Here is a 21,519-nt window from a genome sequence, read left to right as displayed (position 1 = left end):
CACTGACGTGAACCTGCTTGCGTCCGGACGCGTCCTCCGCAATCTGCTGACAGATAACTTTGTCGGAGCTTGATTAATGCAGGACCTGTCTCCCCGCGCTGCGGATTTGTTGGCACAACGCCTTTTCGAGGCCGGATGCCGCCATGCGTTCGGAATGCCCGGCGGCGAGGTTCTGACATTGGTGGATGCGCTGGAACGCGCGGGCATTGCTTTCCACCTTGCAAAACACGAAAACTCAGCAGGTTTCATGGCCGAAGCGGTCCACCATCGCGATGGTGCACCTGCAATCCTCGTGGCCACACTCGGACCCGGAGCGATGAACGGGATCAATGTTGTCGCCAACGCCCTGCAGGATCGGGTGCCGATGATCGTGCTGACCGGATGTGTCGACGCGGATGAGGCGTTGACCTACACCCATCAGGTGATGGATCACGCGCAAGTCTATCGCTCGATCACCAAAGGCAGCTTCATGCTGACGGCCGACGGGGCCGATATCATCGCCGACAAGGCGGTATCGCTTGCCAACCAAGCGCGCCCCGGCCCGGTACACATCGATGTGCCTATCTCGGTGGCCGATACGCGCGTATCAGGGGTTAAACGTCGTCGACTGGCAAAAGTTGCTCCTGTCGCGCCTGGCGCGGAATGTCTGGAAAAGGCCCGCCGCTGGGTGGCCGAGGCTGAGCGACCTTTGGCGATCATCGGTCTTGATGTTCTTTACGACGACTCGCGCTGTGTGGTGCGAGCATTTCTAGAGCATTTCAACATTCCCTTTCTCACCACCTACAAGGCCAAGGGGGTGGTGCCCGAGGATCATCCACTCTGCCTGGGCGGGGCGGGTTTGTCTCCGCTGGCCGATAAGCACCTAGTCCCGCTGGTGGAACAGGCTGATCTGGTACTGTGTTTGGGATATGACCCTATCGAGATGCGCCCCGGCTGGCGCGAGATATGGAACCCAGAAACCAAGCGCGTGATCGACATATCAGCCGTGGTGAACGATCATTACATGCATCAGGCTGGGCTAAATCTGGTCGCCGACACCGGCGCAACGCTTGAGGCCATTGCCAAGGGCAACCCTGCCGGCAAGACTTGGCCGAATGGTGAGCCTGAACAGGTCAAGGCTGCGCTGGCGAATGCTTTTCCGATAGATGAAGACTGGGGACCGGCGGCGATCATCGCAGAAACTCGTGCCGTTCTGCCACCCGAGACCCTCGCCACGGCCGACAGCGGCGCGCATCGCATTCTGCTCAGTCAGATGTGGGAGTGTTCGGAGGCACGAGGGTTGATCCAGTCCTCGGCGCTCTGCACCATGGGGTGTGCCGTTCCGATGGCGATCGGTCTGAAATTGGCCGAACCGGATCGCCCCGTGATCAGCTTTTCTGGCGATGCCGGCTTTCTGATGGTTGCCGGAGAGCTGTCGACTGCCGCCGAATTGGGTGGCAACCCAATTTTTCTGGTCTTTGTCGATGCCAGCCTTGCGCTGATCGAACTGAAACAGCGCCAGCGCCAGATGGGCAATCGCGGAGTGGACTTTGACCGCCATGACTTTGCCGCTTTAGGCCGCGCATTCGGCGGTTATGGTCACACAGTTCGTAGCCGCGACGATTTGCGGGCTGCATTGGATCAGGCGTTGAAAGCAGACAAATTCACTGTCATTGCTGCGGAAATTGACCGTGGAGGATATGATGGCCGCATCTGAAGGACCGCTGAAAGGCGTCAAGGTACTGGACCTGTCTCGCATTCTGGCAGGACCCACTTGTACGCAGTTGTTGGGCGACCTTGGCGCTACCGTCATCAAAGTCGAAAACCCGGCGACCGGTGGTGATGATACGCGGCAATGGGGCCCTCCTTACGCCGAGGATGCGGATGGCAACCGCTCAGACCTGAGCGCATATTTCATGTCCTCCAACCGCAACAAGAAATCGGTCGCCTTGGATATCGCAACACCCGAAGGACAGGCAGAAGTCCGACGCCTAGCCTCGCACGCTGATATACTGATCGAGAATTTCAAGCCCGGTGGACTGGCGAAATACGGGCTCGACTACGCAACGTTGTCCAATGAGTTTCCCGACCTCGTCTATTGTTCAATCTCAGGCTACGGGCAGACAGGCCCAAACTCATCGAAGCCCGGATATGATCTAATGGCGCAAGGATATGGCGGGATCATGTCTCTGACCGGAGACGCCGAAGGCGCGCCGATGAAAGTAGGCGTCGGAATTGCTGACGTGATGTGTGGTATGTATGCCTGCGTTGGTATTCTGGCTGCGCTGCGTCATCGCGACATGACTGGCGAGGGTCAGCAGATCGATCTGGCGCTGGTGGATGCACAGATCGCTTGGCTGATAAATGAGGGCGTGAATTATCTGACCTCGGGCGAAGTGCCTCAGCGGCGCGGCAACGGGCATCCCAATATTGTGCCTTACGAGGTCTATCAGACGGCGGATGGGCACGTGATTCTGGCCGTTGGAAATGACAGTCAGTTCAAAAGATTTTGCAGCTTCATCGAAAAGCCAGAGCTTGCCGACGATCCCCGATTTGCCACCAACCCGGCCCGTCTTGAAAATAGGGATGCGTTGAATGCGATCCTGCGCCCGGCAGTTCAGGCGCTGGATACAGGCAGCGTTATCGCGGGGCTTGAAGACCTGAAAGTCCCTGTTGGCCCGGTGCGGACGCTCGATCAGGTTTTTGCCTCGGATCAGGTCGCTGCCCGCCAGATGCAGATCTCGATGCAAGCTGAGCCTGGCGAGGTGCAACTGATCGGGAATCCCCTGAACCTGTCACGCACGCCTGTAACATATCGCAGCGCACCACCGGTCTGTGGGGCTGACACACAGGCTGTTCTGAACGCGGAAAATCCCTTCGAAGATTGAAACACTCTGCCCGTTTAGGCGGCAAGTTGCTGAAACATGCCCTTGAATCGGCGGTTTTTTTCGCGTTTCTCACACACGGGATTTCACCAATTCGAGAGCAGGGTCGATACTGTTACGACCCGGCTGCACACTCTGTTACATCGAACAGTGTAGAACGTCGCAATCAGATTGGACCCGAGTATGAAACAAGACGTCTTTGGACAGATGAACACCCTGAACCAGCCCGCAAGCGTCGAGGCATGGGATGGTGTTCTCCTTGGGTTCATGGCGCATGCCGCTGTCACACCGCAATATCTGGGGAAGGTTCTGGAGCTTGAGCCGGACTTTGCGCTGGGCCATGCGGTCAAGGGGCTGTTCATGGTTCTGCTGGGCCGGCGCGAGATGATCGCGGTCGCTGCCGAAGCGCTGAGTGCCGCGAATGAAGCGATGGGGCGTCAGCCAGTTTCAGCCCGGGAAAGGCTATATGTCGAGGCGCTTGGTTTGTATATGGCCGACCTTCCATCACAGGCCGTTCAGAAATTTGAAGAGATTCTGCGGGCGCACCCAACGGATACTCTGGCCATGAAGCTCAGCCATGCGACGCGCTTCGTTCTGGGCGATGCGGCGGGGATGCGTCGGTCGATCGAACGGGTGATGCCTGCGTATGAACCCGACCACGCCGGACGTGGATACTTGCTGGGATGCCACTCGTTCGCGCTGGAGGAAACCGGCGCCTACGAGAAAGCCGAGATCGCCGGTCGTCAGGCCTTGTGGATGGTTTCGGACGACGCCTGGGGATTGCACGCTGTAGCGCACGTGCACGAGATGACGGGCAACGCGCAGCTGGGACTGGACTGGCTCGCAGGACGCGAGGACGCTTGGGCGCATTGCAACAATTTCCGCTATCACGTCTGGTGGCACAAGGCGCTGATGCATCTGGATTTGGGGCAAGTCGATCAAGTGATGGCGCTTTACGATCATCACATCCGCCAGGACAAAACCGACGACTATCGCGATATCTCGAATGCAACCTCGCTGCTGTCCCGGCTAGAGCTTGAGGGCGTTGATGTTGGCAACCGTTGGGAAGAACTGGCCGATCTCAGCGCAGCCCGAACCGAAGACGGATGCTTGATCTTCGCCGATCTTCACTACTTGCTGGCATTGACCGGGGACAATCGTTCGGAGGCTACAGCAAATATGCTGCAGCGTATTCAAAATGACGCCCAGCGCAATCAGGGTGACACGCCGATCCGCATGTCCGACCCGGGCATTGCCGCCGCCAAGGGGCTTGAGGCCTTTGGAGAAGGCCTTTACGGCCAAGCCTTTGATTTTCTTTCAAATGCCCGGGGTGGGATGCAACTGGCGGGTGGCAGCCACGCCCAACGTGATGTATTCGAGCGCATCACCATTGATTCCGGCCTGCGCGCTGGCCGCCTGGATGCTGTCGAGCGCATCCTGGACGACCGCCGCGCCAAACGTGCCGGGGGAGAGGACAATTACGCCCTCGCCCGCCGAGAATTGATCGAGGCCGCACGCGACAGCGGCGACGCACAAAGCGTCCCCGCCGAATAACAACAATAAAAGACCAAGAAGGACAGAAACCGTATGGCGACCGCATCGCCCGCTTCTGATTTTGCTCCGGTGGCGTCTCAGGTCGCCGCCCCCGCCGCTATGCGCGATCCGCGGTTGGATTTCTATCGCGGCATCGCGATGTTCATCATCCTGATTGCCCATATTCCGAACGATCCGTGGGCCAAATGGATACCTGCCCGCTTTGGCTTTTCGGACGCAACCGAGATCTTCGTATTCTGTTCAGGCATGGCTTCGGCAATTGCTTTTGGGGGGGCGTTCATGCGCAAAGGCTGGTGGATGGGCACCGCACGCGTGAGCTTTCGCATCTGGCAGGTCTACTGGGCGCATATCTGCCTGTTCTTCTTTGTCGCGATGACAATGGCAGCCCTGAACCAGAGTGGGCTGTTCGAGAAAAACTATATCTCCTCTCTCAATCTACAGCATTTCTTCAACGATCCGGCGTCACAGATCGTCGGACTTTTTACCCTGACCTATGTGCCGAACTACTTCGATATTCTACCGATGTATCTGGTGGTACTGGCGATGATGCCCCTGTTTATGGGGCTATATCGTATCGGATTCTGGGCGGTCGCCATGGCCTCGGTCACGATCTGGCTCGTTGCACAATTCGACTACCTTGACCTGCCGGCCGAGCCCTGGTCAGAGCGCCAGTGGTTCTTCAACCCATTCGGGTGGCAATTGCTGTTCTTCACCGGCTTTGCGTTCATGCGAGGTTGGATTCCAGCGCCGCCGGTGTCGAAAACTCTGATCTGGGCGGCAGCATTGTTTTTGATCTTCTCGATGCCGTTCGGCTCGTGGAAGGTATTCACTTGGATCAATGCAGCAGCCCCTGATCTGGCTGAAGAGATTCGCAAGGTCTGGCCAGTGACCAAAGAATTTCGCGACAAGACCGACTTTGGTCTATTCCGATATCTGCATTTTCTGTCGCTTGCCTATCTGGGTTGGGTTATCGCCGGTGAGCATGGCCACCGCCTGATAGCGACCGGTCATGGGGCAGCCGCAAAAGTCTGGCAGTTCCTGCTGACCATCATCACCAAAGTGGGTCAGCAATCGCTCGCGGTGTTCGTATTTTCTATGGCAGCAGCACGACTTATCGGCGTCGGACTGGACCTGAGTGGGCGGGATGTTGCCAGTGTGTTCATCGCCAACATGATTGGCTTTGCCATGATCATCGGCGTGGCTTATCTGGCCGCCTGGTTCAAGTCACAACCTTGGAAATCAAAGAAATGAACTTTACACGTCGCGCTTTTCTCGCCTCATCAACCGCTCTGGCCTTCGCCCCAGCGGCATATGCCACAGGTGGAGAGACCCCGTTCAGCCGAGACGACGTCATCGCAATGGCCCGCGACCTGGCCAGCCGCGATTATGCAGAGCGTGAGATGGTTCCGCAGGAGTGGCAGGACCTGACGTATCAGCAATACCGTTCAATCCGGTTCCGGCTGGATCGCGCGCTGTGGTACGAGACCGAGACGCCCTTCAACATCGATTTTTTCACGCCGGGCCTGTATTTTCCACGCACAGTGAAAGTATCGACCGTCGAGGACGGTATGACCAAGCCGGTCGCCTTTGATCTAGCCATGTTCGATAAGTCTGAAGACGTACCTGAGCTGCCCATTGACGACACGCTGGGCTTTTCAGGTCTACGCCTGCGTACTGAGATGCACCGCCCTGGCGAGACAGACGAGTTCTGCGTTTGGCAAGGGGCCAGCTATTTCCGCGCCATCGGTTTGCACGAAGTCTATGGCCTTTCGGCCAGAGGGCTCGCCTTGAAGACCGGCGATCCAGATGGCGAGGAGTTTCCCGAATTCATTCGTTTCTGGTTGGAGCGTCCAGAACCGGATCAACGTAACATGGTCGTTCATGCGCTCATGGACAGCCCCAGCGTTACAGGGGCCTACCGCTTCCACGTTACCGCCGGTTCAGATTGCGTGATGGATATTGAAGCCACCCTGTTCCCACGTACCGAACTGCCCCATGTCGGCATCGCGCCCGGCACATCTATGTTCCTGTTCGATCAGACCAATCACAGCCGTTTCGATGATTTTCGCCCCGCAGTGCACGACAGTGACGGGTTGATGATCCGCAACGGCGCAGGAGAGGTTCTGTGGCGCCCGCTTGCGAACCCGACTCGCCTGCAGATCTCGTCTTTTGTCGACACAAACCCCCGCGGCTTTGGTCTGATGCAACGCAAGCGCAAGTTCTCGGACTATGCGGATCTTGAAGCCAATTATCACAAACGCCCAAGCTTGTGGGTCGAACCCAGCGAAGACTGGGGTAAAGGCACCGTCACGCTTGTCGAAATCCCAGCGGATCAGGAGATTTATGACAACATCGTCGCCTATTGGCGCCCGATGGAACCCTACGCCGCAGGCAGCCAGATTGATCTGTCCTATCGCCTGATCTGGGGCGAGGAACCGCAGCACACCCCTATGGCCCGCGTGATCAACACCGCGATGGGCGACAACACGTTCGGCGAGGGCCGTTTGGCTGTGATTGATTTCGAAGCCAGTGAGCTGCTTGACGATCCCGAGGCCATCACGGTGTTTGTCGACTCGCCCCATGCCGAAACTTCAGAAGGCGTTCTGCAGCGTAACCCAGACACGGGCGGGTTGCGGCTGGCGTTCTCATTCGAACCAGGCGAACGCAACCACGTGGAACTGCGCGCGCAGTTGCTGAAAGACAAACAACCAGCCTCTGAAGTCTGGCTTTACCGTTGGACCATATGAACCGCGATCTTCATATCATGCCGCCCGAGGCCCCTCTGGCGATGCCAGCGCAGAACTTTGCGCAGGGATTCCGCGATGCGCAGGTACCTGCCGGGGGTCGAATTCCCTCCGTCGGGTTCTGGCGCGCGCTGGTCTTCTCACCTGCCATGGCGGCGACTTTGGGTCTGCTCTGGGTCATGTCCGACTGGTTCAGCGCCGAAGGGATTAATCTGGTCGAAGGTATCCTGCTGACGCTAATCTCGTTCAATTTCTTCTGGATTTCTTTCACGGTCTGCACCGTGCTGCTGGGCATGGTCTCGCTGTCCCGGCAAGAGCAGCCAAAGCGTGAAGGACGCTCGCAACCGTTGCGCGTGGCGCTTTTGACGCCTGTCTATAACGAGGTGCCGTGGAACGTGCTCGGCAACGCCCGCACGATGCTGGAAGACCTGCAGAAACGCGGTGGTCAGCACCACTATGCCATGTTCATTTTATCCGACACGCGCGACCCCGAGATCGCCGCGCAGGAACAGGCCAGTGTCGAGGCGCTACGGACCACGCTGGCACCGGGGCTTGAACTCTATTACCGCCGCCGCCCCCAGAATACGGATCGCAAGGTCGGTAATATTACCGATTGGGTCAGCCGCTGGGGCGCGGACTGGGATGCGATGTTGGTGCTGGATGCCGACAGCCTGATGACGGGTCGCGCGATCTCGCGCCTGACCGATGCGTTGGCCCGCGATCCCGGCGCAGGCCTGATCCAAAGCTATCCGCAGCTGATTGGCGCGCAATCGGTCTTTGCCCGGATGCAGCAGTTTGCCAACGGCGTCTATGGTATCGCCTTTGCCGAAGGCCTCGCGCGCTGGTGCGGGCAAGAAGGCAATTATTGGGGCCACAACGCCATCATTCGCACCTGTGCATTTGCTTCTAGCGCAGGTCTGCCCAAGTTGCGGTCGCTAAACGGACAAGACAAGCTGATCATGAGCCACGATTTCGTCGAGGCCGGATTGCTGCGCCGCGCAGGATGGGCCGTGCGCTTTCTGCCGCGCATACGCGGATCATATGAAGAAACGCCCCCCACCCTCATTGACCACGCAATGCGCGATCGCCGCTGGTGTCAGGGCAACCTGCAGCACCTGAAACTGCTGGGTTCGACCGGCTTCCGCGCAGTCTCGCGGTTCCATATGTTCCACGGAGCGGTCGGATATCTGATGTCGCCGCTATGGTTCGCACTTTTGGTGATGTGGGCCTTGATCGGTCAGGGCAAGGACGCCTCGGTCCTGCATTACTTCAGCCCGGACAATCCGCTGTTCCCGCAATGGCCAGAAATGTCCGAAACACGGCATGTGCTGATCATTCTGGTGATGTATGCGATGCTATTGGCGCCCAAGGTTTTGGGCGTCGCTGCCCTGCCCCTCAGCGGTGTGCGCTATTCCGATTTCGGCGGAGCGCGAAAATTCTTCACTTCATTTCTGTCCGAAGTCATCCTGTCGATCCTCTATGCCCCTATACTTATGGTGCAGCAGATGATTGCAGTGTTCCGCACCTCGTTGGGCATTCAAAAGGGCTGGTCCCCGCAAGCGCGCGATGGTGGCAGCTACGGGCTGCGCACGCTGATCCTGTGCCACAGCCTTGAGACTATCATCGGCGTCGCGCTTAGCGTTGGCATCCTCGCCGGTCTGGTCTCGGTCTGGCTGGCCCCGATTGCGATCAGCCTGGCACTGGCGATCCCATTGTCTGCGCTCAGCGGCGTATCGGCAGGCACCGCGCGCCGTATGGTTGGTATGCGCGAAGATGTCAGTGAGCCTGCAATTACACGCTCGGCCCGGCGCTATCGCGATGAGTTGAAGCGATTGATCGAAGGCAAAGGCGTGATCACACCGGCGGAATGATCACCCGCCGGGCAAGCCCTCGTACCAGTCCACCATCATATCAGCCCAGCCGTTTGGCACCGTATGGCCACCCGGGAACAGAGCAAATTCCAAGGCGCTGCCTTCGGCACACCCCATCCAGTTGCGACGCATAAACTGGCCCGTGGTAGAAAACCCGCTGGGCTTGGTATCGGCACACTCATTGGCGACCCGCCAGATTTCCAATCCGGCAAAGATATCGCCCTGGTGGAAACGGCCTCCGCCCAAAAGGCGGCCCTCCAGCGGCACCACATTGTCCGTCCAACCATGGGTGTGGAACATGCGTACCGGACCATCACAGCTTTCGGGATGTGGCCGCCAGAACCCGCCTGAAACCGGGACATAAGCAGAAAATGAATCCGGCGCAGCGCAGGCGAGGTAATAAACCATGAACGCGCCAGCCGAGAAGCCGCCCAGCACCACGCGATCCGGGTCGATATCAAACCGGTCGGCAGCGTCCTGCACTACTTCACGAAGAAACGCGGGTTCATCCCGACCTTCCCAACCGGGAAAGAAGTTCCAGCTTTTTCGGCCGTTTCTCTCGGACCCTTCCGGTGCCATCACCGCGTAGCCGCGCGCCAGCAACGGCTCGACCATGGATCGGTTCTTGAGCGTACCGGTGGCGCTGCCGCCATAGCCGTGCAGGAACACAACCAGCGGAGGGTTCTCCGCTTTCGGCAGTTCGATGTGATATCCGCCTGATGCGGTTTCGCACATCCCCTCGGTATCGCCACAAGCCGCAAGGCCGGGTTGCCCGGCAAAAACAAAGCACGCGGCCAACCAGTGTCTGACACTCATCCCGTTTCCTCTTCATAATCGTTGACAGGCAACCCAGCCCGCACCCAACCGGGCCCAGCCGCCGAACCCAGCATGCCCTCGGGCACGTCGATGATATTGGTAAATCCAGCCTCGGTCAGTCGATTGCTTAATCGGGCCGAGCGCACCCCGCGTGCACAGATCAGTGCGACAGGTGCAGATCGGTCCCCACCGAGCAGATGGTCCAAGGCCTGCACGAAATCCTCACGGCGCATGTCGAGCGGATGGGCTGCTTCGGCGACCCCGGTCGCCCGCCATTCGCGTGGGGTTCGGATATCGATAAGATGGATCGCGCCGTCGAGAGCCTGTTGATGGGCTGTGGCCGCCGCAATCTGACCACCAGCATAGGCCTGCGGGATCAGCCGGTATTCGCGGATTGCGAAACCCGCTGCAATGGCGGCCCCTCCGCCCAATAGGACCCATCTGCGGGTTCGGCGTTTCCCTTCTGCCATGCGGCACTCTCCTGCATTGTCAGATCGGTATTATCATATGGCAATTCGCGACGCTTTCAGGAAATCCAACCCTCAGATCAAGTTCGTGTCATAGTTACACAGGTGGATCACGTCCAATATGTGCGCTTTAGGACCTTTCGGAACCTTGCAATTTCCGGACAGTCAATAAATTATCCCTAGTAATTCAGTCATATTGACCGCACAGACCGGAGTATCGCACTTGTCCCTATTCCTTATCGCGGCCCTTCCCTTCCTCGGAGCTGTCTTTCCGGCCCTCCTGATCCGGGCAGGACGAAACGCAGCAGCATCAGCGGCTGGGTTGACCACCTTCCTCGCGTTGATGGGATTGCTGATCCACATTCCCAGCGTCATGCGCGGTGATGTTGTGACCGCGCGGTTCGACTGGATACCCGGACTTGGACTAAACGCGAACTTCATGCTGGACGGCCTGGGTTTTTTGTTCGCCCTGCTGATCCTGGGCATCGGTCTTCTGATCATCCTCTACGCACGATTCTACTTGTCGCGCGAGGATCCGATGGGGCAGTTCTATACCTATCTGCTGCTGTTTCAGGGCGCGATGGTGGGAATTGTTCTGTCCGACAATATCCTGCTTCTGCTAATATTCTGGGAACTTACGTCGCTCAGTTCATTCTTGCTGATTGGTTACTGGAAGCACTTGCCCGAGGGTCGTCAAGGCGCGCGTATGGCTTTGGCCGTGACCGGTTCGGGCGGGCTGGCGATGATCGCAGGGATGCTTATCCTCGGCAATATCGTGGGATCTTATGACCTGAGTGTCATTCTGCAGAACAAAGAGCTGATCCAGTCCTCGCCGTACTACCTTCCTGCGCTGATCCTGATCTTGCTTGGCTGTTTCACCAAATCGGCGCAATTCCCGTTCCATTTCTGGCTGCCGCACGCGATGGCGGCTCCGACGCCAGTGTCGGCCTATCTGCACTCGGCCACAATGGTGAAGGCAGGCCTGTTCCTGATGGCCCGGATGTGGCCGGTTCTGGCGGGTACGGATGCGTGGTTCTACATCGTCGCCACTACCGGTTTGATCACCATGCTGCTGGGTGCCGTGATTGCGCTGTTCAAGGATGACCTAAAGGCGCTGTTGGCGTTTTCGACGGTGTCCCATCTGGGTCTCGTGACGATGCTACTGGGCTTTGGCACGACGATCGCTGCTGTTGCAGCCGTCTTCCACATCATCAACCACGCGACGTTCAAGGCGGCCTTGTTCATGACCGCCGGGATCGTGGACCACGAGACCGGCACACGCGATGTCAAACGGCTGGGTGGTTTGCGGCATCTGATGCCGATCACGTTTACTATCGGCACCATCGCTGCCCTGTCGATGGCCGGTCTGCCACCGCTGAATGGTTTCCTCTCGAAAGAGATGATGCTGGAAGAGACAGTCCACACGACTTGGCTTAACTCGCCTTACTTGGTACCCGGATTGGCGCTTCTGGCTGCGCTATTTTCAGCAGCCTACTCCTTTCGCTTTGTCAGCCATGTCTTCCTTGGGCCCGAGCGGGACGATTACCCCGCGCATCCGCATGACCCGCCTGTCGGTCTTTGGTTGGCGCCGGCGTTCCTTGTGGTGCTGGTTGTCCTAATCGGCCTCTATTCTGCTGCCATCGTTGGCCCGCTTGTCGCGGTTGTCTCCAGCGCCGTGATCGGGGGCGAGAAGCTGCCTTATTACTCGCTGAAACTGTGGCACGGCTTTACACCTGCGCTTTACATGTCGGTGGTCGCGACGCTGGGAGGCCTGTTCCTGCTGTCGTTGCACAAACGCGGCGACCAGATATGGAACGCCCTGCCCCGGCCCGAGGCAAAGGCGATCTTCGAGGCAATCATCGACGCGCTGACCCGTCTCAGCCGCTGGATTACGGACGAGCTGCATAATGGTGTGCTCAGCCGATATGCGATCATCTTCGTGGCTTTTGTCGTTGGGCTTGGCTACTACGCCTACACCACCGGCACCATTGGCGTTGAAACACGCGTACCGCTTGAGGCTCAGGTCATCCCGATCATCGGCTGGATCTGTCTGGTGGGTGCGACGCTGGCGATCATGTGGTTCCACCGCAACCGTCTGCTGTCGCTGGTGTTGATCGGGGTGGTTGGCCTGATCGTTTCGATGGCATTCAACTACCTTTCTGCCCCCGATCTGGCGCTGACACAGATTTCGGTCGAAGTGGTGACGATGATCCTGCTGTTGTTGTCGCTGAACTTTCTGCCGACCGACACACCCTGGGACAGCAGCGCGGCACGGCGTTGGCGTGATGCGGCAATTTCGGTGGTTGCCGGGATCGGCTCAGGCGCTTTGATCTATGCGCTGATGATGCGGGATTTTGCTTTCCCAACGATCTCGGAATTCCATCTGGCCAATTCGTACAAAGGTGGCGGTGGCACCAACGTCGTGAACGTGATCCTCGTCGACTTCCGGGGTTTTGATACCTTTGGCGAGATCATCGTGCTGGGCATCGCAGCCCTGATCATCTACGCCCTGACCGAAGCAGTGCTGAGCACCAACGTGCGCAGTTACCTGCTAAACCGTAAACCACATTGGCCGCAGTCGGGTGACTCTCACCCATTGATGATGGTGGTCGTCACCCGCGTGATGATGCCCATCGCATTAATGGTCGGGGCCTATATCTTCTTCCGAGGCCACAACCAGCCCGGCGGCGGCTTCATCGCAGGCCTCATCGTCGCGATCGCCTTCCTGATGCAGTACATGGCCAGCGGCTATACCTGGGCGATTGAACGGCAGCGGTTCTACTATCACGGCACCATCGGTTGGGGCGTTCTGATCGCCGCTGCCACTGGTCTGGGTGCATGGTTCAATGAACGCCCGTTCCTGACCAGCGATTTCGGTTATATCCACTGGCCCCCGCTGGAAGAATTCGAATGGGCCACCGCGATTCTGTTCGATACCGGCGTCTTCCTTGCGGTACTGGGCGCTGTGATGCTGGCGCTCGACAGCCTGTCGCGCTTCGCGTGGCAGCCGGGAATGGCACAAGAATTCCCGATGGATATCAACCCGCTGCGGGATAGCCCTCAGGATGAAGATAACGAGAAGGAGCAGGCCTGATGGAAGCGCTCGTAGCCTCTGCAGTCGGCGTGATGACCGCCGCCGGGATATTTCTGATCCTGCGCCGTCGTACATTCCCAGTCATTCTGGGCCTGTCCCTGATCACCTATGCGGTGAACGTGTTTCTATTCGCCACCGGGCGGCTGGCGCTGAACGCACCTGCCGTTCTGAACAAATATGAAGATGTCCCCTATACCGACCCGCTACCGCAGGCGCTGGTGTTGACGGCCATCGTGATCTCATTCGGGATGACGGCGGTGATCGTGATGATCTCGCTGTCCGCCTATCTGTCCTCGAAGGATGACCATATCGATATGAGCGCAAGCGATAGCGTGGACGCACCGGGAGAAGACGCATGAACCATTGGATCGTCGCGCCGATCGTCCTGCCCGCGATCCTGGCCCCGTTTATCATTATGGTGTTGCGATATCATTTGGACCTTCAACGCATCTTCTCGGTCGCCGGCGTCGTGGGATTGCTGGGTATCGCCTTGACCATTACCGCCCAGGCATCGGGTGGCGAGGTTCAGGTCTATGAGCTCGGCAACTGGCCCGCACCGTTCGGCATCGTAATGGTGTTGGACAAACTTTCGGCCATGATGGTGTTGTTGACGGCCCTGCTGGCCCTGCCGGTTGTCCTTTATGCCATCGGCTCTGGCTGGGATGAGAGAGGCAAACACTTCCATGCTCTACTCCATTTTCAGCTAATGGGTGTCTGCGGTGCTTTTCTGACCGGCGACGCCTTCAACCTCTTTGTGTTTTTCGAGGTCCTGCTGATTGCCTCTTACGGCCTCATGACGCATGCAGGTGGCGCAGTGCGGTTGAAGGCCGGTGTTCAGTACGTCGCCTATAACCTGCTCGGCTCGACATTGTTCCTGTTTGCATTGGGCACGATTTATGCTGTGACCGGCACGCTCAACATGGCTGATCTGGCCGTTCGCGTGGCCGATATCCCACCCGAAGACACCGCTTTGCTGCGGGTTGGAGCAGTCTTGCTATTACTGGTTTTCTGTATCAAGGCTGCAGTGTTGCCACTGCATTTCTGGCTTCCTGCAAGCTACGCAAATGCACCGCTGCCCGTTGCGGCGCTGTTCGCGATCATGACCAAAGTCGGTGCTTATTCGATCCTGCGGGTCTATACGCTGGTCTTTGGGCCCGATGTAGCCGCAACCGAAGGGCTAGTCGGTAGTTGGCTACAACCTGCAGCACTGCTGACATTGGCCGTTGGCGCTATTGGCATTCTGGGCTCGCAACATATCGCGCGAATGGTGGCCTTTTGCGCCATCGCATCGATGGGCACATTGCTGATTGCGATCTCGTTGTTTAGCGAGGCCGCGACGGCGGCAGCGCTCTACTATATCTTCCATTCGACTCTGGCGACGGCCCTGCTGTTCCTTGTCGCGGACATGGTAATGGAGCGCCGTGGCGGAGCCATAGCCCCTTCGAGGCCGATGCCGCAATCCGGTCTGATCTCAGCCCTGTTCTTTGTCGGCGCCATCGCGATGGCTGGCATGCCGCCACTATCGGGCTTTGTGGGCAAGCTGCTGGTACTGGACGCCTCACGTGGCGCGCCCGATGCAAATGCGGTCTGGGCCGTGATCTTGATCGGGTCGTTCGTCACAATCGTGGGTCTGGCCCGCGCGGGAACGCTGATCTTCTGGAAAAGTCACGACGCCCAACATAATGTGACGCCTGAGCCAACCGAAGAAGCCGGCCTACCAACCGCGCCCGAGCCCTATCCGGGCCTCGCCTTTACTTCGGTGTTCGGGGCGGTTCTGGGACTTGTGCTGCTGACACTGTTTGCAGGTCCGGCGCTGCAATATGCCAGCAACACGGCCGTGCAACTGTTCGCGCCGGAAGATTACATTTCGGCCGTGCTGGGAGGGGAAGAATGATGAAGCTTCTGCACCGTATATTTCCGCATCCCCATCTGACCGCACTACTTACACTGGTGTGGGTGTTTCTGGCAAACACCGGGTCTTTGAACTCGGTGGTCTTTGGCCTGCTACTGGGCATCATCATTCCGTTTATCACTCAGCCCTATTGGCCGGATCGCCCGAAACTGCGCAATTGGCCGATGGTGGCGGAATACATGTTGGTTGTCTTATGGGATATCGTGATGGCCAATATCGCGGTGGCCCGGATCATCCTGTTCAAACGCGACGCAGACCGCCAGCCAAGCTTTGTCAGCGTCCCGCTGGAACTGCGCACGCCCGAGGCCATCACAGTTCTGGCCGGAACCATCACCATGACCCCCGGCACCGTCAGCTGCGATTTGTCCGCACAAGGGCACTACCTGCTGGTTCATTGTCTGGATGCACCGAACCCCGAAGAGGTGCGCGACCAGATCAAACAACGCTATGAGCGCCGCCTGAAGGAGATTTTCGAATGATCACCTATGCGATCTACTTTGCTTTTGCCTGCTTCGGCGCTGCGATCATGATGTGCTTGTGGCGTATCATTACTGCCGACGGTGTCGGTACCCGTGTTCTGGCCCTAGATACAATGGTGATCAACACCATCGCTCTGCTTATCCTTTACGGCTTGAGTATCGAGACCGAAATCTTCTTTGAATCCGCCATGATCATCGCCATGCTCGGCTTTGTCTCAACCGTGGCTTATGCGCGCTTTATGCTGCGTGGCAATATCATCGAATGAGCGTGGCATGACCTTTATCTTCGAACTGCTCATCGCATTCTTCCTGATCGTATCGGGCATTTTCGGCTTTGTCGGATCATTCGGCATGATCAAGCTGAAAGACCCCATGTCCCGCCTGCACGCACCCACCAAGGCAACTACGCTGGGCGTGGGCGGCGTCCTACTGGCCTCGATCGCGCATTCGGTTTTGCTTGAGGGCAAACTGTCGATGCACGAGTTGTTGATCACGCTCTTTCTGTTCCTGACGGCCCCGATCACGGCCCTGTTCATTGCCAAATGGCACATTCATCGCCATGAAAAACCCAGTGATCTACCAGACGCAGGCGAGGATGAGCTTTGGGCCACCCACGCGGTCGAACAGGTCGAGGACGTCCCGGACCACAGTACGAACTGAGACCTATGCACAAACCTCTGCTGCCCCTAACCCGCGATCTGGTTCTGATAGGCGGAGGACACACGCACGCGCTACTGCTGCGCAAATGGGGTATGAAACCACTGTCCGGCGCGCGGGTTACGGTGATAAACCCCGGTCCCACCGCACCCTATTCGGGCATGTTGCCAGGATTTGTCGCTGGTCACTATCAGCGGTGGGAGCTTGATATTGATTTGGTGCGTCTGGCCCGCTTTGCCGGTGCGCGGGTGATACTGGGCGCAGTTGAAGGTATCGACCCGGACACACGCCAAATCCATGTGCCCGGACGCCCGCCGGTGGCGTTTGATGTGGCCTCGGTCAATGTCGGGATCACCTCGGATATGCCAGCATTGCCGGGATTCGCCGAGCATGCCGTTCCGGCCAAGCCGCTCGGCCTCTTCGCCGCGCAATGGAAAAGCTATCTTTCAGGGACGGGCCGCGCCTCGGTCGCCGTGCTCGGTGGTGGCGTTGCGGGAGTAGAGCTAGTCATGGCGATGGCCCATGCACTGCGTTCCAAAGGACGTGAAGCGCAGGTTACTTTGATCGACAGTGCAACGGCCCTGACAGCGACTGTCCCGAAGGCATCCGCCACCATCCGGCAGGCGATGGCGCAACTGGGGATCGAAGTTCTGGAAAACACATCAATCCAGAAGATTTCTGCGGGCGAAATCGAGCTAACGGACGGTCGCCAGATACCAGCCGATTTCATCACCGGTGCTGCAGGCGCGCGGCCCTATGAGTGGATATCCAATACCGGCCTCGCGCTGCATGACGGTTTCATCAAAGTGAACGCTTCCCTGCAATCCAGCGATCCGGCGATTTTCGCCGCGGGAGATTGCGCCCATCTGTCCGAGAACCCGCGCCCCAAGGCAGGGGTCTACGCAGTGCGCGAGGCACCAATATTGTATGACAATTTGCGCGCCGCGCTAGGGTCTGGGAATATGCGGCGTTACGTGCCGCAGAAGGATTACCTGAAACTCATCTCTCTGGGTGGAAAATCCGCACTGGCCGAGCGATTGGGAACATCATTCAGCGGGCCGCTCATGTGGCAATGGAAAAACCATATCGATCAGAAGTTCATGTACCGGTTCCGTGAACTGCCCCAAATGCCCACCACCGCATTGCCCCGTCATCACGCAGCAGGGCTGCAAGAGGCGTTGGGAGAAAAACCAATGTGCGGCGGGTGTGGTGCAAAGGTGGGTCGAGGCGCTTTGCAGGCCGCATTGCAGGAGTTGCCGCAGCTCGACAGGCCCGACATTACACCCCTGCCCGGTGACGATGCGGCGGTGCTGCTAACCGGTGGCACGCGACAGGTTATGACATCGGATCACTTACGCAGCTTCACCAACGATCCCGCCTTGATGACGCGTATCGCCGCTGTCCACGCGCTTGGTGATATCTGGGCAATGGGCGCTCGTCCGCAGGCTGCGACAGCAACGATCATCCTGCCGCGCATGTCAGCTGAGTTGCAGCAGCGCACAATGGCTGAGATCATGCATATTGCCAGCGACGTCATGCACCAAGCCGGGGCTGAGATCGTTGGCGGCCATAGCTCAATGGGTGACGAAATGACCATCGGGTTCACTCTGACCGGGCTCTGTGATGCTGAACCGATCACGCTGGGTGGCGCAAAACCTAATGACGCTTTGATCCTGACAAAGCCGTTGGGCAGCGGTGTTTTGATGGCGGCCGAAATGGCGGGCAAGGCGGAAGGCGCCTGGGTCGCGGCAGCTTTCGCGCAAATGATACAGCCGCAGGGTGAGGCGTCCCGCATCCTGAAAAATGCCCATGCGATGACGGATGTCACCGGTTTTGGTCTGGCGGGTCACCTGCAAGGGGTATGCGAAGCGTCAGGCTGCGGGGCAACGCTGTCTTTGGACGCGATTCCAGCTCTGGAAGGTGCGGCAGAGCTCAGTGATCAGGGCATTCGATCTACAATCTACACCGACAACCGTGCCATCGCCCCAGGCCTTCCGACCGGCGGCAAGGCGGATTTGTTATTCGATCCTCAGACTGCGGGAGGTCTCTTGGCGGCCGTCGATGCCAACGAAGCCGAGCAAGTATGCTCGGAACTACGCGCCGCCGGTTACCCTGCCGCCCTGATTGGTCACATCGACGCGACAACGGGCCTGCGTGTTCAAAGCTGATCCAGAACATTCTTAATCCGAGCCACCGTCGCCGACAGCCCGGTATCATCAAGTGACGGTGCCTCAATCTGCGCGATCACTTCGGCACGCTGCGCCTTACGCGATTTGGCATAGGCCGGGTCGTAATGCTGTTCCATCAATGCCTGTGTCAGTCCACGCTTGTCGCCGGCATTGATCAATTCCAGCCAACCATCCACAACCTCATGACCGCGATGAATGCGCAGTGGAGACAATCGATCACGTAGCCGTTCGCTATCCGACAGAATGTCATCGTAGGCAGACACCAGATACGCGGTGCGCGCAGCAATCGGTGCTGTGATCTGGATGCGAGGTGCAGAACACAAGGCCGACCACAGGCTGGGCGGGAGGATCAGGTTTCCGATCTTGGATGATTCTGCTTCAACAACCACCGGACGCGCTGCATCCAGCTCGCCCAAGGAAGCGGCGAGCGCGGATTCGAAGGCTTTCTGACTGGGTTGCCCACCCGGCATTTCGCCCAACAATGAGCCTCGGTGATTGGCCAGCCCTTCAAGGTCCAGCACTTGCGCGCCTTGCGCCTTTAGATGGCCCAACAGGTCTGTCTTGGCCGTCCCGGTATAACCATCCAGCGCGACCAATCGATATGGCAACACTTCATCATAGAGGAACTGCTTTACCAGTCGGCGATAGCTGCGATAGCCGCCTTCAACCACCTCGGCGCGCCAGCCGATTTGTTGCAACATCCAGGTAAATGATCCTGATCGCTGCCCGCCACGCCAGCAATAGACCAGCGGTTTCCAGTCGCCCTCATGATGGCTCAGGTGATCCTCGATATGGCCTGCCGCGTTGCGAAACACCAGCGCAGCACCCAGCTTGCGGGCCAGAAACGGGCTTTGCTGGACGTAGATAGTACCGACCCGTGCCCGTTCTTCATTGTTCAGAACCGGCAGATTGATAGCGCCCGGCATATGGTCTTCGGCGAACTCAGCCGGGCTACGCACGTCGATAATCGTATCAAACGTGTGGTTGTAGAATTGCTGCAGGCTGGAGACTTTCAAAACCATATCAACGGTCTATCCCGCATGGTGCCGGAAGAAAACCCAAGCCGCTGTTGAAGGTACCAGACCATAATACGGAACAGCCATTGCAAACCATCTTCGCTTGGGTAATGAACCATCGATACTGGTTTCTTATTGGCATGGGACGTGCGCACAAATGGCACAGCAGACCGCAAATTCCCTCAAGAGCAAAGCATTGGCCGATCTGGAGACAGGGAAGTTGCCGCAGGCCTTGAAAAAAGCGCAGCTTGGCATCAAGAAACACCCCAAGGATGCCGATTACCAAGCAATCGCAGGCTTTGTCCTGACCGAGATGAAGCGGTACAAGCAATCCATTCCACACTTTGCTGAAGCATCGCGAATGAAACCGGACGATGCTCAATTTGTCGAAAACCTCGCCAACGCGTTAATGCAGACAGGTCAAATTCCGCGTGCGCTGTCTTATGCCGAGCAGAAACTTGAACGCTTCCCGAATAACAAAGAACTGGTCCGCGTCATTGATGAAATACAACTCAAGGGACAGAATTGGCGCCTGATCATCGACCATACGACGAAAAAACTGGAAAAAGACCCTGACAATGCAGATTTGCTTTGGTTGCGGGCCCGCGCCTACGGAGAGGTCGGGTTCTCCGATCACAGCTCTCAGGACATTGCCCGCGCTTATGGGATCGCACCTGAAAATGAAAAAATCGCATTGTCGAAAGCCGTAGACTTGTATCAAACGGGCGACAAAGAGGGCTCAAAAACCATTTTGCGCGCTGTACTCGAGAGAAACAAGTTTTGCGCGGCGGCACTCTACCAAATGTCTCTAATGGTGGACAATGACCATGCCGAGAGCCTTGCGCGTGCTGTCGACACCGCAATTTCAGAAAGTGATCACGCCAACTCGGTGCTTGAATTCGCAAAGGCGCACTTGATCTCCAAACGTGATGGGCTGTTCTCGGCGCTCCCCCACTTTGCGCGGGCCAATGCCATTCAACACAACGTGAATCCCTATGACAGTACGCAAGAAGAGAAACGGTTCAAAGAAATCAGCACGTTTTTTCCCCTGAATGCACCCCCTGCGACTGCAGGCGTAAGCGATGGGCCCAAGCCGATATTCGTGGTCGGACAGCCACGATCAGGCACAACACTGATGGAAATGATGCTTAGTTCGGCACCGGATATCGCCGGCTGCGGAGAGCTGACGATTGCAGGTGAATTATCCCAGAAGGTCAGAGAGAGCGGCAAACCATTTGACGCAGACGCAGCTGCTGAATGTGCAGCAGAGTTTCGCAGGCTGATGCCACCCTTACCCGAAAGTTCGACTGCATTCGTTGACAAGATGCCACATAACTATCAGCGGCTCGGCTTCATAATGTCAGCGTTCCCGAATGCCCGCGTGATCAACATGTTGCGCGATCCAAGGGATGTGGGGCTATCAAAATGGATCAGGCGTTTTCACTCACCGGGTATGCGCTATGCATCCAATCTTGAATCGATTGCCCACTCAGCCAACCTGTACCGGTGCTATCTTTCTCATTGGGAAAAGCTGTTCGGTGATCGTATTCTAACGGTTCGATATGAGGACCTGGTAGTCGACCCCAAAACCTGTATCCAGCAAGTCGCCGCCTTCTGCGGTATCGACTGGGATGAGCGGATGATGACCCCTGAGAAAAATACCAGGAAAGTCCGCACCGCCAGCACCGATCAGGTGCGCAAGAAAATCTCAACCGGGTCAATTGGTGGCTGGCAAGAGGTTGCGGATCAAATTCAGCCGATGTTGGATGGGCTGGATCAGGCGTTGTGGCCCGAATACAGGTTCGATTGACCAAAAAAAGGCCGCCCCGAGAGACGGCCTTTTTTTTGCTTCTCCG

17 protein-coding genes are annotated in these 21,519 nt (G+C 57.8%); 14 read left to right on the top strand and 3 right to left on the bottom strand.

All coding sequences use genetic code 11. The features are described from left to right. Positions 1-76 precede the first annotated feature (76 nt). The 6 genes from AC2TEM_RS12330 to mdoH all read left to right on the top strand — a co-directional run bounded on the left by AC2TEM_RS12330 (position 77) and on the right by mdoH (position 9,033). A complete protein-coding gene (locus AC2TEM_RS12330; RefSeq protein WP_170391867.1) occupies positions 77-1,696 on the top strand; it encodes a thiamine pyrophosphate-binding protein in 1,620 nt (539 codons plus the stop codon). After that, complete coding sequence (locus AC2TEM_RS12325) at positions 1,683-2,867, top strand: CoA transferase (RefSeq protein WP_170420931.1); 1,185 nt, start codon at positions 1,683-1,685, stop codon at positions 2,865-2,867. The genes AC2TEM_RS12330 and AC2TEM_RS12325 overlap by 14 nt, the downstream gene beginning before the upstream one ends. A gap of 180 nt (positions 2,868-3,047) precedes the next feature. Next, positions 3,048-4,418, top strand: a complete 1,371-nt coding sequence (locus AC2TEM_RS12320) for a tetratricopeptide repeat protein (RefSeq protein WP_170609000.1) — start codon at positions 3,048-3,050, stop codon at positions 4,416-4,418. 33 nt (positions 4,419-4,451) lie between these two features. After that, positions 4,452-5,669, top strand: a complete 1,218-nt coding sequence (locus AC2TEM_RS12315; RefSeq protein ID WP_170420927.1) for an OpgC domain-containing protein — start codon at positions 4,452-4,454, stop codon at positions 5,667-5,669. Further along, a complete protein-coding gene (locus tag AC2TEM_RS12310) occupies positions 5,666-7,165 on the top strand; it encodes a glucan biosynthesis protein G (RefSeq protein ID WP_170420925.1) in 1,500 nt (499 codons plus the stop codon). Before AC2TEM_RS12315 ends, AC2TEM_RS12310 begins: the two co-directional genes overlap by 4 nt. Next, positions 7,162-9,033, top strand: a complete 1,872-nt coding sequence (gene mdoH / locus AC2TEM_RS12305; protein ID WP_170420923.1) for a glucans biosynthesis glucosyltransferase MdoH — start codon at positions 7,162-7,164, stop codon at positions 9,031-9,033. The genes AC2TEM_RS12310 and mdoH overlap by 4 nt, the downstream gene beginning before the upstream one ends. On the opposite strand, the gene AC2TEM_RS12300 is transcribed toward mdoH, so the two are convergent. After that, positions 9,034-9,849, bottom strand: a complete 816-nt coding sequence (locus AC2TEM_RS12300) for a PHB depolymerase family esterase (RefSeq protein WP_170391879.1) — start codon at positions 9,847-9,849, stop codon at positions 9,034-9,036. It lies immediately after the preceding gene. Further along, entirely contained in the window at positions 9,846-10,319 is a 474-nt protein-coding gene (locus AC2TEM_RS12295) for a rhodanese-like domain-containing protein (RefSeq protein WP_170401273.1), read from the bottom strand. Before AC2TEM_RS12295 ends, AC2TEM_RS12300 begins: the two co-directional genes overlap by 4 nt. 220 nt (positions 10,320-10,539) lie before the next feature. Here AC2TEM_RS12295 and AC2TEM_RS12290 point away from each other — a divergent pair, with 220 nt between their 5' ends. The 7 genes from AC2TEM_RS12290 to selD are packed head-to-tail and all read left to right on the top strand — an operon-like array spanning position 10,540 to position 18,626. Continuing rightward, positions 10,540-13,410, top strand: a complete 2,871-nt coding sequence (locus tag AC2TEM_RS12290) for a monovalent cation/H+ antiporter subunit A (RefSeq protein ID WP_170420921.1) — start codon at positions 10,540-10,542, stop codon at positions 13,408-13,410. Continuing rightward, complete coding sequence (locus AC2TEM_RS12285) at positions 13,410-13,769, top strand: Na+/H+ antiporter subunit C (protein ID WP_170391885.1); 360 nt, start codon at positions 13,410-13,412, stop codon at positions 13,767-13,769. Before AC2TEM_RS12290 ends, AC2TEM_RS12285 begins: the two co-directional genes overlap by 1 nt. After that, on the top strand, positions 13,766-15,304 hold the full coding sequence (locus tag AC2TEM_RS12280) for a monovalent cation/H+ antiporter subunit D (RefSeq protein ID WP_170609354.1): 1,539 nt from the start codon (positions 13,766-13,768) through the stop codon (positions 15,302-15,304). Before AC2TEM_RS12285 ends, AC2TEM_RS12280 begins: the two co-directional genes overlap by 4 nt. Then, positions 15,304-15,801 (top strand): Na+/H+ antiporter subunit E, encoded by a 498-nt coding sequence (locus AC2TEM_RS12275; RefSeq protein ID WP_170392908.1) that lies wholly within the window; start codon positions 15,304-15,306, stop codon positions 15,799-15,801. The genes AC2TEM_RS12280 and AC2TEM_RS12275 overlap by 1 nt, the downstream gene beginning before the upstream one ends. Beyond that, positions 15,798-16,067, top strand: a complete 270-nt coding sequence (locus AC2TEM_RS12270) for a K+/H+ antiporter subunit F (protein WP_170391889.1) — start codon at positions 15,798-15,800, stop codon at positions 16,065-16,067. The genes AC2TEM_RS12275 and AC2TEM_RS12270 overlap by 4 nt, the downstream gene beginning before the upstream one ends. A 7-nt stretch (positions 16,068-16,074) precedes the next feature. After that, on the top strand, positions 16,075-16,461 hold the full coding sequence (locus AC2TEM_RS12265) for a Na+/H+ antiporter subunit G (protein WP_170401276.1): 387 nt from the start codon (positions 16,075-16,077) through the stop codon (positions 16,459-16,461). A 5-nt stretch (positions 16,462-16,466) separates the two neighbouring features. Beyond that, positions 16,467-18,626, top strand: a complete 2,160-nt coding sequence (gene selD, locus AC2TEM_RS12260; protein WP_480856204.1) for a selenide, water dikinase SelD — start codon at positions 16,467-16,469, stop codon at positions 18,624-18,626. On the opposite strand, the gene mnmH is transcribed toward selD, so the two are convergent. Continuing rightward, the gene (gene mnmH / locus AC2TEM_RS12255; protein ID WP_170420915.1) at positions 18,617-19,669 is read right to left on the bottom strand and encodes a tRNA 2-selenouridine(34) synthase MnmH; all 1,053 of its coding nucleotides are present in this window, start codon (positions 19,667-19,669) and stop codon (positions 18,617-18,619) included. The two genes, selD and mnmH, sit on opposite strands and share 10 nt — an antisense overlap. A 151-nt stretch (positions 19,670-19,820) precedes the next feature. Here mnmH and AC2TEM_RS12250 point away from each other — a divergent pair, with 151 nt between their 5' ends. Then, positions 19,821-21,473: a tetratricopeptide repeat-containing sulfotransferase family protein gene (locus AC2TEM_RS12250; RefSeq protein ID WP_170420913.1), complete on the top strand. Its 1,653-nt coding sequence runs from the start codon at positions 19,821-19,823 to the stop codon at positions 21,471-21,473. Positions 21,474-21,519 lie beyond the last annotated feature (46 nt).

This window comes from Ruegeria sp. HKCCD3925, from assembly GCF_057221175.1.
The sequence above is the reverse complement of the archived record's forward strand: the minus strand, read 5'-3'. Positions and strand labels throughout refer to the sequence as shown.

Excerpts from the sequence above, each read along its gene's own strand:
- AC2TEM_RS12330 (WP_170391867.1), top strand. The coding sequence starts at position 77 with ATGCAGGACCTGTCTCCCCGCGCTGCGGATTTGTTGGCACAACGCCTT.
- AC2TEM_RS12325 (WP_170420931.1), top strand. The coding sequence starts at position 1,683 with ATGGCCGCATCTGAAGGACCGCTGAAAGGCGTCAAGGTACTGGACCTG.
- AC2TEM_RS12320 (WP_170609000.1), top strand. The coding sequence starts at position 3,048 with ATGAAACAAGACGTCTTTGGACAGATGAACACCCTGAACCAGCCCGCA.
- AC2TEM_RS12315 (WP_170420927.1), top strand. The coding sequence starts at position 4,452 with ATGGCGACCGCATCGCCCGCTTCTGATTTTGCTCCGGTGGCGTCTCAG.
- AC2TEM_RS12310 (WP_170420925.1), top strand. The coding sequence starts at position 5,666 with ATGAACTTTACACGTCGCGCTTTTCTCGCCTCATCAACCGCTCTGGCC.
- mdoH (WP_170420923.1), top strand. The coding sequence starts at position 7,162 with ATGAACCGCGATCTTCATATCATGCCGCCCGAGGCCCCTCTGGCGATG.
- AC2TEM_RS12300 (WP_170391879.1), bottom strand. The coding sequence starts at position 9,849 with ATGAGTGTCAGACACTGGTTGGCCGCGTGCTTTGTTTTTGCCGGGCAA.
- AC2TEM_RS12295 (WP_170401273.1), bottom strand. The coding sequence starts at position 10,319 with ATGGCAGAAGGGAAACGCCGAACCCGCAGATGGGTCCTATTGGGCGGA.
- AC2TEM_RS12285 (WP_170391885.1), top strand. The coding sequence starts at position 13,410 with ATGGAAGCGCTCGTAGCCTCTGCAGTCGGCGTGATGACCGCCGCCGGG.
- AC2TEM_RS12280 (WP_170609354.1), top strand. The coding sequence starts at position 13,766 with ATGAACCATTGGATCGTCGCGCCGATCGTCCTGCCCGCGATCCTGGCC.
- AC2TEM_RS12275 (WP_170392908.1), top strand. The coding sequence starts at position 15,304 with ATGAAGCTTCTGCACCGTATATTTCCGCATCCCCATCTGACCGCACTA.
- AC2TEM_RS12270 (WP_170391889.1), top strand. The coding sequence starts at position 15,798 with ATGATCACCTATGCGATCTACTTTGCTTTTGCCTGCTTCGGCGCTGCG.
- AC2TEM_RS12265 (WP_170401276.1), top strand. The coding sequence starts at position 16,075 with ATGACCTTTATCTTCGAACTGCTCATCGCATTCTTCCTGATCGTATCG.
- selD (WP_480856204.1), top strand. The coding sequence starts at position 16,467 with ATGCACAAACCTCTGCTGCCCCTAACCCGCGATCTGGTTCTGATAGGC.
- mnmH (WP_170420915.1), bottom strand. The coding sequence starts at position 19,669 with ATGGTTTTGAAAGTCTCCAGCCTGCAGCAATTCTACAACCACACGTTT.
- AC2TEM_RS12250 (WP_170420913.1), top strand. The coding sequence starts at position 19,821 with ATGGCACAGCAGACCGCAAATTCCCTCAAGAGCAAAGCATTGGCCGAT.